Source organism: uncultured Nostoc sp., assembly GCF_964245445.1.
In the GTDB taxonomy this organism is placed as follows: Bacteria; Cyanobacteriota; Cyanobacteriia; order Cyanobacteriales; family Nostocaceae; genus Nostoc.
This window is the reverse complement of the sequence record NZ_CAXTNE010000269.1, coordinates 1-10,635: the sequence shown is the minus strand read 5'-3', so window position 1 is coordinate 10,635 and position 10,635 is coordinate 1. Positions and strand designations below refer to the sequence as shown.

General features: G+C 41.0%; 10 protein-coding genes and 3 pseudogenes. 2 read left to right on the top strand and 11 right to left on the bottom strand.

Annotated elements, in window-relative coordinates; all coding sequences use genetic code 11:
- Nucleotides 1–171: 171 nt before the first annotated feature.
- The 3 genes and pseudogenes from ACFE90_RS30900 to ACFE90_RS30890 form a co-directional block, all read right to left on the bottom strand.
- Complete coding sequence (locus tag ACFE90_RS30900; RefSeq protein ID WP_375506158.1) at nucleotides 172–468, bottom strand: XisI protein; 297 nt, start codon at nucleotides 466–468, stop codon at nucleotides 172–174.
- Between the two features lie 26 nt (nucleotides 469–494).
- Nucleotides 495–915: pseudogene (locus ACFE90_RS30895) on the bottom strand (XisH family protein).
- Nucleotides 916–965: 50 nt separating this feature from the next.
- Nucleotides 966–1,166: a hypothetical protein gene (locus tag ACFE90_RS30890; protein WP_375506156.1), complete on the bottom strand. Its 201-nt coding sequence runs from the start codon at nucleotides 1,164–1,166 to the stop codon at nucleotides 966–968.
- A gap of 441 nt (nucleotides 1,167–1,607) precedes the next feature.
- Here ACFE90_RS30890 and ACFE90_RS30885 point away from each other — a divergent pair, with 441 nt between their 5' ends.
- Complete coding sequence (locus ACFE90_RS30885; RefSeq protein WP_375506157.1) at nucleotides 1,608–1,886, top strand: hypothetical protein; 279 nt, start codon at nucleotides 1,608–1,610, stop codon at nucleotides 1,884–1,886.
- A 226-nt stretch (nucleotides 1,887–2,112) separates the two neighbouring features.
- Here ACFE90_RS30885 and ACFE90_RS30880 read toward each other — a convergent pair whose 3' ends face one another.
- The 4 genes from ACFE90_RS30880 to ACFE90_RS30865 form a co-directional block, all read right to left on the bottom strand.
- Nucleotides 2,113–3,873: a tetratricopeptide repeat protein gene (locus ACFE90_RS30880; RefSeq protein ID WP_375506155.1), complete on the bottom strand. Its 1,761-nt coding sequence runs from the start codon at nucleotides 3,871–3,873 to the stop codon at nucleotides 2,113–2,115.
- On the bottom strand, nucleotides 3,863–4,825 hold the full coding sequence (locus ACFE90_RS30875) for an ATP-binding protein (RefSeq protein WP_375506154.1): 963 nt from the start codon (nucleotides 4,823–4,825) through the stop codon (nucleotides 3,863–3,865). Before ACFE90_RS30875 ends, ACFE90_RS30880 begins: the two co-directional genes overlap by 11 nt.
- 247 nt (nucleotides 4,826–5,072) lie before the next feature.
- Nucleotides 5,073–7,103, bottom strand: coding sequence for an SUMF1/EgtB/PvdO family nonheme iron enzyme (locus ACFE90_RS30870; protein WP_375506153.1), 2,031 nt, complete (start codon nucleotides 7,101–7,103; stop codon nucleotides 5,073–5,075).
- A 1-nt stretch (nucleotide 7,104) separates the two neighbouring features.
- A complete protein-coding gene (locus tag ACFE90_RS30865) occupies nucleotides 7,105–7,500 on the bottom strand; it encodes a hypothetical protein (protein ID WP_375506152.1) in 396 nt (131 codons plus the stop codon).
- Between the two features lie 310 nt (nucleotides 7,501–7,810).
- Here ACFE90_RS30865 and ACFE90_RS30860 point away from each other — a divergent pair.
- A pseudogene (locus ACFE90_RS30860) lies at nucleotides 7,811–8,671 on the top strand (Rpn family recombination-promoting nuclease/putative transposase).
- A gap of 108 nt (nucleotides 8,672–8,779) precedes the next feature.
- Here ACFE90_RS30860 and ACFE90_RS30855 read toward each other — a convergent pair.
- From ACFE90_RS30855 to ACFE90_RS30840, 4 genes and pseudogenes are all read right to left on the bottom strand, one after another.
- On the bottom strand, nucleotides 8,780–9,310 hold the full coding sequence (locus tag ACFE90_RS30855; RefSeq protein ID WP_375506151.1) for an NAD(P)H-quinone oxidoreductase subunit J: 531 nt from the start codon (nucleotides 9,308–9,310) through the stop codon (nucleotides 8,780–8,782).
- The gene (ndhK, locus tag ACFE90_RS30850; protein ID WP_375506150.1) at nucleotides 9,303–10,040 is read right to left on the bottom strand and encodes a photosynthetic/respiratory NAD(P)H-quinone oxidoreductase subunit K; all 738 of its coding nucleotides are present in this window, start codon (nucleotides 10,038–10,040) and stop codon (nucleotides 9,303–9,305) included. Before ndhK ends, ACFE90_RS30855 begins: the two co-directional genes overlap by 8 nt.
- Nucleotides 10,031–10,393 carry a photosynthetic/respiratory NAD(P)H-quinone oxidoreductase subunit C gene (ndhC, locus tag ACFE90_RS30845; RefSeq protein WP_196526961.1) on the bottom strand — a complete coding sequence of 121 codons (363 nt, stop codon included), beginning with the start codon at nucleotides 10,391–10,393 and terminating at the stop codon, nucleotides 10,031–10,033. Before ndhC ends, ndhK begins: the two co-directional genes overlap by 10 nt.
- A gap of 27 nt (nucleotides 10,394–10,420) precedes the next feature.
- Nucleotides 10,421–10,635, bottom strand: a pseudogene (locus ACFE90_RS30840) (hypothetical protein); the annotation flags it as partial.

Below are 10,635 nucleotides of genomic sequence, written 5' to 3'. Positions count from 1 at the left end.
GCTACTATCCACATCTGGATTCACAAAATATTATTAGTGGGATAGGTTCATAGCAACAGCCAAAGTGGTTAGGACATCAACAGATGAAAAAACTTAGACATAAAAAGACTTTTCACCCAGTTCCCAGTCCCCAGTCGCTTGCTATATCATCTGAGTTGAAAATATTTACATTCATTCGACAGCATAAGAAGTAAATTGGCGTTTAAAAGGAGAATGGAACCCAATGACAATATCAGAAGGAGGTACACCTAACTCAACCAATCGTTCAGCAACAGACTCTTCTGTACCATTATACTGAATCCATATTTTCCCATTTTGAATATCAAAATGCATGACCGGGCCAAATACCCGCTTATCTCCTTGCCAGCCAACGTAAGCTAATTGATAATGGTCGTTTTCGCTATCAATAATTAGTTGTGAATTGACTGTATCCGCGTTATTTATAATTTGTGCATGTTCTGTCAATATTTATTTTATTAGTTGTCGATAATATTTTATTTTATCCATTGCTGAATCTCCTCCTGTCTAGGATCATATACTATTAATTTAACTTGGTAACGTTGAAGGGCACGTTGGACGAAGGAGAGTTGAAAAAAATTTTGATAGGTTTCGCTAGGGACAGCTAAATATAGGATTCTGTCAGCTTCTTGTTCTTCGAGAGCTTGGCAGTAATTAAGATATTGTTTGTCCAAGTGCATTATGAAATTCACTGATATCTGAATCTGCAATAAAACTTTTAATTTTGACAGCTATTTTCTCTGTATTACGTTCTGCGGCAATGGCATTTTCAGCCGCTAAATCTATTTGTAGTTTAATTGCTTCACTAATACGAATTGTAAAAGGATCGTGAGTAATTATCCACCCATCTTTAATTAATGCTTTTTTAACCTGTTGATGGAAAACATCTTTAGCCATTTTGCTATCTCTAGATTGGAGTCAGCTTAAGCCAAAATAATGTTTTTGCTCTATGTAATGCGTTCCCCGAAGGGGTTGTCGTTCGCGCAGCGTGTCGTAGACAAGACATCGCACTCTCCATTATTCTGCATTGCTGCGGCGAGTTTTTCCAAATTTTGACGAATAGTGACACTACGGTGATGATTTACACCCCAGACTCGTTCGCAAATATCTAAAGCTTGCAAATAAAGCGGTTCTGCACTAAGACACAAGTAAAAAACTTTTTAAATGAGTGTGAACAGTGAATTAAAATTATTGCTAAATCAATCGTAATAACTAAAGCAAAGCTAAAACAATAAACTTTTGACTTTTGACTTTTGATTTTTGACTTCCCGTTAGGGAGGGGTAGTCGCTTTTTACCGTCGATGATTAAGGCTGGTAAGGCTAAAAAGTCATCGCTTGGGCAAATGAGTTTACCTTGGAATAACCAAAAAGTAACTGAGAGTACAGAGGTGCATGAGGTAGCAGAAAAATTTATTCAATTGGTGCCAGGTATCGAATCTCGGAAATGTTGATTATTGCGTGGAAAAGTGGGCTGTGATAGCGATCGCTCTTATCTAAACCCCAATATCGATAAAGGCGATCGCCTCATCCCGGAAAGAAGTGTGCGATCGCCCTTATTTAAACCCCAAAATCGGAGTATGAATACAATAATGGCACAATTGAAAAATTCCGCCCAGTCAAAATTAGAACAATATCTGCGTGGCGACGATTCCAGTCCACCCATCGGCAATCAATCGCCTGAGAGTTCATTTCCCAAGAGAGAACGGATAAAGCATCTACTCATTGGTTCTGCTAAAGCCGTTACTAGCACAATCCACTATTTACAGGTAATTGGCTACGCCAGTGTTGGCGACTGGAGTCCACTGCAACCAACTGATAACCCAGATGAGGTTATGAGCATTTTAATCCGTCAAATTCTCATGCAATAACCTAGATGTAGAGACGTTGCATTGCAACGTCTCTAAAATTGTTGATTTCTATTAAAAAACCTAAAATTTAAGTAATTTAGAGCATTAATGACAATATATATTTAATTTTGCATGACTACTTAACAGGCGATCGCTACCCAACTAAAAATCAAATAACTCTAACGACTGTCTTAAAACTCAATCCTTCTCTCTGCACCTGTGCGCCTCTGCGTGAGATTTTCTGACCTTAATTCTCCCGCATTGCTACACTAAGTTTTTCTAAATTTTCCCGAACAGCCACACTACGAATATGATTAACACCCCAGACTCGTTCACAAATATCTAAAGCTTGCAAATAAAGCGGTTCTGCTTCATCATAACGTCCAGTTTCACGATAAATCTCTGCCAGATTATTGAGACTTTCAGCAACATTAGGATGATTTTCTCCCAATAGGTGCTTATCAAGTTCTAAGGCTTTTATACATAAGGGTTCCGCTTCATTGTAACGCCCCTGCTCCCTGTACATATAACCAAGAGCATAAATAGTATCTGCTAAAAGCGGATGCGCCTTTTGCAATAGACGTTGCTTGAGTTTCAACGATTCCAAAAACAAAGATTCAGCTTGATCGTAACGTCCTTGAGCGCGGTATATCAATCCTAAATTGTGCAAATCTGTTGCAACATCAGGATTATCTTCTCCCAAAAATCGCTTATCTAGTTCTATTGCTTGTTGCGACAACGGTTCAGCTTCAGTGTAACGTCCTTGATGATAATAAAGTAGGGCTAAATTATTCAGTATAAAAGTGAAAGAAAGATGATTTTCGCCAACCAAACGTTTTTCGAGTTCTAATGATTGCAGATACAGAGGTTCTGCTTCTTCATAACGTCCTTGTTCATCATATAGTAATGCCAAATTGTTAAGACTGGCGACAACATCGGCATGGTTTTCTCCTAACAGGCGTTTCCTCAGTTCCAAAGCATCTTGATATAAAAGTTCCGCTTTAGTATATTGTCCAGTAGATTTGTAGAGTCCTGCCAAATTATTCAGACTAGTAGCAAAAGAAGGATGGTTGTCTCCTAGCAGGCGTTTCCTCAATTCTAAAGCTTGTTGATATAATGGTTCGGCTTCGCCGTAATGTCCTGTTGCACGATAGATTCCTGCTAAATTGTCGAGGCTAGTAGCTAAATCTATCTGCAAACCCGATTCATTTTGTAGGTCAATCGCCTTACGCCAATACTTTATTGCTAGTTCTTGTTCTTCTTGATAATTCTGAGACTCACCCCGCTCTAATCTGCTGCGGTAAATATCACCTAATCTTGAGTATAAAGTAGCCAAACTGCGGTCTTTAGTTCCCTGTTCCTGTTCTACTTTCTCAATTAATCCTTGTAAATCTTGGATGGGCAAGAAAAAGGAGTTATCTTCATTAGTATCTGTGCTGGCTAATTCTGTATCTCTAAAAACAAAACGTATATTTTCTAGTTCTTTACCAGGAATAGCATTCGTCTTTTTAGATTCAAACCGAAATACACCGTTGCGCCAACTCCAAAAATCAGGGGCTTTTTTAATCAGGTTGACTAAAATTTGGTTAGTTACCCAAAGCACGATCGCAAACGGAAACTCGCGCAATCCTTCCCTTGTCCACTGTAAGTAACCAAAAAATTTCTCCTGTTCCGATTGCTCATTTCCCAATCGGAGAAAATAAAGTTGTTCAGCACCCGTCCCAGTAATCACCGCCGGGTTATGCTGACGAAGATATTCTTCTTGCTGTAACAGTTGGTTAAGAGCAGCTTTTAGGCTCGGTTCCTGACGTGCTAAAGTCACTCGATATGCATGAAAAGCGGGTTGCAGTTCAGCTTCATATTGGGCAATAATCTCATCACGAAAGCTAGCATCATCGCAAACTGCGATCAGTAAATTTAATCCCCGTTTTTGAGCTTCAATAGAAACAATTAAATCATCATATGCGTCTTGATTTTCTGCCTCATCAAATAATTCTTCATTTAACATTAATAGCTCCCTGTCTTCTCAAGCTTTCTATAATAATTGGATGAACATCGTACCAAGTTTCATCAGTGCGATATTCTAGAACATACAGCCCATGTAGCAAATCCAAAAACTCTGCTTGTTTAGGGTCATTGGGCATAAATTGTTCATAAACACTCTGCAAAATATCTGTATCAACTTTTCCTAAACGTATAGAAAAGTCATTGCGGATTTTATTGATTGCCTGAAGGAGAATTTTATCATCAATAATAATTTCGGCTGTGGGATTTCGCCGGATCATTCGCAAACAAATGCGGCAACATTCCTTAGAAATCCGAATTAACTCTCGCAATACGCCACCACTGTAAATCACGATTTTTTCAGCAGTTTCTGCCGTGATTAATTCATTGGAAATTCGCTTTTGTAAAACTTCACCGAGAATGTTTGTTGCTTCCGGGCGAGGTTCAGCGTTAGGGAAGCGATTTTTACCTTTATCAAAAATTTTTAACACAGGCATTGCCACAACTTGATCATTGGTTTCAGTGGCAATTATTGTGCTGATAAATGTTTCCCGAAGTACTGCGATCGGGATAGTGTAGATAATTTGAAAGTTAGGTTGACAAAGAGCTTTAATGTTATCTCGATAAATTTCGTTAACTCTGCCTAAATCCAGTTTATCTAAATCATCAATAATTACTAAAACATTTTGTTTAGTAGCAGCTTGAATTAAAGCAGCTATTTCGTTAATTCTGGCAACTAAATCTGATAACTTGCGTTCAAACTCTTGCTTAATTTCATCCCTAACGCTAGCATCAGCTTTTAATTTAGAACTAATCAATTTTAAGAGGTCAAAACCTATACTAACTTCTGCTTGCAAATTTGTTTCTTCAGTGCGAGTGCGAGTAGCAAACCACTGATAAAGAGCTTCTTTAGTAGATTGCGGAATATCAACTTTGCGTGCTTCTGCCTCTGTCATTAAATTAACTAGTTGAAATTTTGATTAAACAAAAATTAGAACAATTAAAAATGAGCTAAATTTTAGAAGTTTCTTTTAAATGTCGCAGAATTAATTGAGTCGAACAACTGTTCGGTTTTGCAACCTACCAAGCTATCCGACTCGGTTTGATATTCGGAGGTTGTCGGCTTCCTCGCTGGTTCAGGTCTGGACTCCCTGATGTACGCTCGATAAATTCCCATTTATCAGCTCTGACCTTTGGGAGCGCTCACGCAACCACCCCAACCACCCGAAACCCAATAATGGAGGTGCGGTGCGCAGGGATATTACTGCCGCGAATAGCACAACGACAGTCCCTTAGAATGTAGAGCCAACAGCCACCGCGCAGCAGCCGAGGAGTATTATTTCCACCAGTTAACCAAGCACTGCCATCAGTGGGTGCGTCGTTGTAATTGTCATGCCAATAATCTTGACACCACTCCCAAACATTGCCGTGCATATCGTATAAACCAAAGGCATTAGCTGGAAAACTACCGACTGGTTTTAGTTTTGTTTCTTTACCGCCGAAATTTACTAACTTAGTGGTAATCGTTTCGCCAAAATAAAACGCGGTCTTGGTTCCAGCACGACAAGCATATTCCCATTCTGCTTCGCTAGGTAGTCGATAGGTTTTTTCTGTTTTCTCGCTCAACTTTTTACAAAATTCTACTGCATCATCCCAACTCACGTTTTCTACAGGTAGTCGTTCATCACCTGTGAAATAAGAAGGATTACTACCCATAATTGCTTGATACTGTGCCTGGGTGATTTCATATTTACCCATAAAGAACCCAGGCACTTTTACCTCATGCTGGGGATTTTCACTTTCATATCTCCCTGCTTCCTCTTTCGGTGAACCCATCCTAAAGGTTCCCCCTGGTATCTCCACCATTTCCAGGGTGATACCATTTCCTAAGTCTTCAACAAAATATTTGGCTTCACGGTTGTTGCGGTTGGTAATATTTCCCGATGCATCTACTGTGACAACTTCAAATGGAAAGCTTTTTAGGCTAAGTTCAGTGGTGTGGACGGTGCCGCCACTTTCTCCTGAATCAGATGGCCAAAAACGTGGTATTGCAATTGTCAAACCCAACCCAGTAACTGCAAATCCAGCAGTTTGAATTACACGTCGTCGTGACCAGTTAGGTAAGATTGGGTTTTTTGATGGTGTTGAAGGTGTTGAAATTGTAGATGTTGTAAATTGTTCCGCACCAGAAGCCTGAGTATTATTAATCGGGGATGGTAGGGTTGGCTTGGGAGTTGGAATTTGAGGAAGTTTACTTATAGGTGTATTTGTGACTGACTTAGATACTTGTGGAATTGTTTGCTGAGGTACATCAGGATTTGCAGAACTATTTCGCAACCGTTCAATTCTTTGTAAACTTGTCACCGCCTCCATATCTTGCCCTGAAGCCGCAGCTAATACCCGAATCCATAATTGCTCTGCTAAATTTAGATCACTGTTTACTTCTGCTTGGTAAGCATCATTTTTCAACGTGGCGATATCCGCTAGGGTTGCGTATCGTGGCACAACTATTAGGTGAGATTTATTCACCGGTTCAGCAATTACATAAGGCGTTTGCCTTGTATTCTTATACTGGCGAACCAGTTCAGGTACACGAAACTTGAGATATTGCGCCAATCGTTCAACAGTAGCGCATTTACCTTGAATTCCTAACCCTTCTAGTAATGCACTGGTAAAAGCACCTTGTTGTAAAGCTTCAATTTCATAAGAATACTCTTGGGGAATACAAGAAAAAATGCTGATAACTCCTTGTTGACGTGCTTCATCTGCGGTTTGTCGCCCAATTCCTTCACCTGTTTTTTTGCCTTCATTGCGACAAGCATCCAGAATCAAGACAACATTATCAGCACCGCAGCGACGCAGGCGTTCAGTCACAAAGTTAATCGCAATTGCCGTGTTTTCAATATCCTCTGGATCGCCATCACAGGGCATAAGATAATCACGGTCAGCGTATCTTATCCCATGACCACTGAAGAAGAACCAGAAATTATCCCCTGCTCCCATAAAGGGATTTTCAAATAACTGTCGCAAGACTCGCAGCAAGTTAGTGCGAGTTGGGCGAGTCGATTTTCCAGCAATATCAGGGGAGTCATCTGAGAAGAAATATATCCGCTCAAATCCGGCTTCATTCCTCAGAAACTCCTGCATTGACTGTGCATCCCGCTTGGCATAGTTTAGCGGTTGCAGATAATCATACTGGTTAATTCCGATCGCGATCGCCCAATTTTTTGCCATCTCACCCTGGTTCTTGGCGTTTAAACTTTAGCTTAATCGCTCCTTTACTCCCAGCTTTGACACCACTGCCTATTAATTTAACTTCCCCATCTGCACTAATCTCTACCGATAGCTCAATTTCATCTAGCTGCATCTTGGAGTTGACTTTTGCTTGCTGTTGGGCTTGACTAAACAAACTTCCCACGACTTTGAGAAAGTGAGTCATATTTTGCTCTAATGTTTGAGCGCTAACCTTAATGGCATCTCCTACACCTTTGCTACCAGTGCTTTCCCTGATAGCTTCGTCTCCCCAACTGCGTGTATTAGTACTCCCGCCTTTAGCACCATCAGGAATCGATATTTGCGGCGTTTCATCGGTAACAATCCAAATGCCGTCGTCTTGGGGTGTTTCTGACATATTACTTTAAATATTTACATTAAATTCTCCCACAAATTATAGTTACAACGGTAGAGATAGCGATTCCGATTACTAAGAAATTTCACTGAGCATCTTAGACATCTCCTCCGCGAACCTCTGCGTTAAAAACAAAACAATTAGTGTTCTCTACTCAAGAATTGCGTAGACAAAGCCCGTCGTAGACATCGCACTCAAATTATCTCAGATTGGGTGCGATCGCTTTTTCTAAGTAGTCCAATCAAAAATATGAATATCTGTAATCCAGTATTAAGTATAATTATTTGATAACTTTCAGTGCGTTTACAACGCCATGATAAAACCCGCCGATGTCAGCACCAAACGCTTAATCAGCCTTGCACCTGATAACTGGGTAAAATGGGTAACACAAATTCCTGATATTGTTGCTGGCGAAATTCTCAACTCAGAATTTCAGTGGATAAGTCGAGAAAGTGATGTTTTAATCAGTGTCAAAAGTCCTTAGTATGGAAAATTTCTCGTTCTTAACGAATTACAACTCCGCTATAAACCTGAAATGCCGCGCAGGATGCGTGCATACGCAGCACTTGCAGAAGAAAAATATAATTTGCCAACGTATCCAGTACTAATTAATATCCTCAAGGCAAGTGACGCTGAAATACCGACAAGTTATGCATTAAATATTGCTGGTTTACGTGCTATTCAAGATTACCGTGTCATTAACCTGTGGGAAGTTGATGTAAACATTGCCTTTGCACAACCATTACCATCACTACTTCCATTTGTACCTATCCTTAAAGGAGGTAATAACGAGTCTACAATTCGGGACGCATTGCGAATCTTGCGTGCAGATGAACAATTGAATCAACTAGAAACAGTATTAGGATTTTTTGCTACTTTTGTATTAGATAGTGCAATAGTTCAACAAATTCTGAGGTGGGATATGGCACTTTTAGAACAGTCGCCTTGGTATCAAGAAATTTTTAGCAAAGGGGAAGAACGAGGAAGAAAGGAGGAGTTATATTCAGGGATTGAATTGGCATTAGAAATTAAGTTTGGCAATCAAAGTTCAGAATTAATGCCGATAATTTCTCAAATTACGGATTTGCAGAAATTAAAAACAATTCAACAGGCAATTAAAACTGTAAATACAGTCAATGAATTACAGCAAATTTTGTCAACCAACTTTATATGAAACACCAAAAACATAACCCCTCTCCGCCACCGGAAAGGGGTTAATCACTGCCGAAACTCAGCACTATCTTGTAAAGACGCGATGAATCGCGTCTCTATTCAGCACTATCTAATAAGCATCTTGCAACTCATAAAAATCTGGCGAGATGTAATCCTTCCGCAAAGGCCAACCCACCCAATCTTCCGGCATCAAAAGCCGCTTGAGATTTGGGTGTCCTTCGTAGATAATGCCGAACATATCGTAAGACTCGCGCTCTTGCCAATCTGCGGTCTTCCAAATCCAGTACACAGAAGGCACTACAGGATTTTCCCGTGGTAAGAATACCTTAACTCGCACTTCTTCGGGGCGATCGCTATTATCACCGACTTTAATCAAGTGATACACACTCACCAATTCCTGTCCTGGCCCAAGGTCAACACCACCTTGAAACTGGAGATAATTAAACCCGTAGGCATAAAGGGCTGTAGCGGTAGGAAGCAAGAAATCTGCCACCACCTTAATTATTTCTACACCATTCTTATCCGGTGCTAAAAACTCATGGTCAAAGCCATTTTCCGTCAACCACTGGGAAATTTTACCCGCTTGTACCAATGACTCTTCTTTGGCTGCTGGTACTGGTTTAGATTCTTCTTCAGCCACGGGTTTGTTCCTCCTTTTGCGCCTTTTCTGTCAGCAGTGCAGGTGGTATTGGCATACCGATCGCTTCCGTCAATTCCTTCGGTGGTACAGAGCGAGTTTCTGACTGCAAATACTTACCAGTTAAAATTTGTTGTACTGGCTTCAGGTTATGAGTCGTACTGTAGTAGCGGTGGGTCTGCTTAATTTTATGTCGCTCTTGCATCGATTCATTGGAGATTTTCTTCCGCAGCTTAATGATTGCGTCGATAATTGCTTCTGGACGGGGAGGACAACCAGGTAAGTACACATCCACAGGAATTAGTTTATCGACTCCGCGCACTGCCGTGGGGGAATCAACGCTGAACATCCCGCCAGTAATTGTACAAGCACCCATCGCAATTACATACTTTGGCTCTGGCATTTGTTCATAAAGACGCACTAGTTGCGGAGCCATCTTCATCGTAATAGTCCCTGCCGTAATAATTAAATCGGCTTGGCGGGGGCTAGAACGGGGAATTAGCCCGAAACGGTCAAAGTCAAATCGTGAACCAATTAAAGCTGCAAACTCAATAAAGCAGCAAGCAGTACCAAATAGCAACGGCCACAGACTAGAAAGCCGCGCCCAGTCGTAGAGATCATCAACCGTGGTCAAAATGACGTTTTCTGAAAGGTCTTGAGTGATTGTAGTCCGCTCAATGGGGTTGATGATTCGTTCTTTGCCCTGGGTTGTTAAGTTAGAATTCAAGACCATTCCAAAGCTCCTTTACGCCATGCGTAAACTAAAGCGACTACAAGAATTGCAATAAAGACTAGCGCTTCAATAAATGCTAATAGTCCCAAACGGTGAAAAGCTACTGCCCAAGGATATAAGAATACAGTCTCCACATCAAAGACGACGAAGACCAAAGCAAACATGTAGTAGCGGATGTTGAACTGAATCCAGGCTCCCCCGATGGGTTCCATGCCAGATTCATAGGTGGTGTGCCGTTCTGGGCTGTAACCACTGGGTCGTAGGAGCTTGGAAGCTGAGAGCGCTAAGGCAGGTACTAGGCTACAGATGATGAAGAAGCCTAGAAGGTACTCGTAACCACTGAGGACAAACACAATGAGTATCTACCGCTTATGGAGTATTTAAAGTAGGGAGTGGGGAGATGAGAGAGCAGGGGAAGCAGGGGAAGAATAACTATTGATTTTTAACCAATGCCCAATGCCCCCTACCCAATGCCCAATGCCCCATGCCCAATACCCAATCCCTTGAATTACGTTATCGGGTAGGGCGGGAGCATTTCTACCCCTTTCCCCCCTAAGAACCGTGCGTACAAGTTTTCCAAGTACACGGCTCAAGC

Bases quoted from the DNA above. Each gene is read 5' to 3' on its own strand.
- ACFE90_RS30885 (WP_375506157.1), top strand. From the start codon at position 1,608: ATGGCACAATTGAAAAATTCCGCCCAGTCAAAATTAGAACAATATCTG.
- ACFE90_RS30880 (WP_375506155.1), bottom strand. From the start codon at position 3,873: ATGTTAAATGAAGAATTATTTGATGAGGCAGAAAATCAAGACGCATAT.
- ACFE90_RS30875 (WP_375506154.1), bottom strand. From the start codon at position 4,825: ATGACAGAGGCAGAAGCACGCAAAGTTGATATTCCGCAATCTACTAAA.
- ACFE90_RS30870 (WP_375506153.1), bottom strand. From the start codon at position 7,103: ATGGCAAAAAATTGGGCGATCGCGATCGGAATTAACCAGTATGATTAT.
- ACFE90_RS30865 (WP_375506152.1), bottom strand. From the start codon at position 7,500: ATGTCAGAAACACCCCAAGACGACGGCATTTGGATTGTTACCGATGAA.
- ndhK (WP_375506150.1), bottom strand. From the start codon at position 10,040: ATGGTCTTGAATTCTAACTTAACAACCCAGGGCAAAGAACGAATCATC.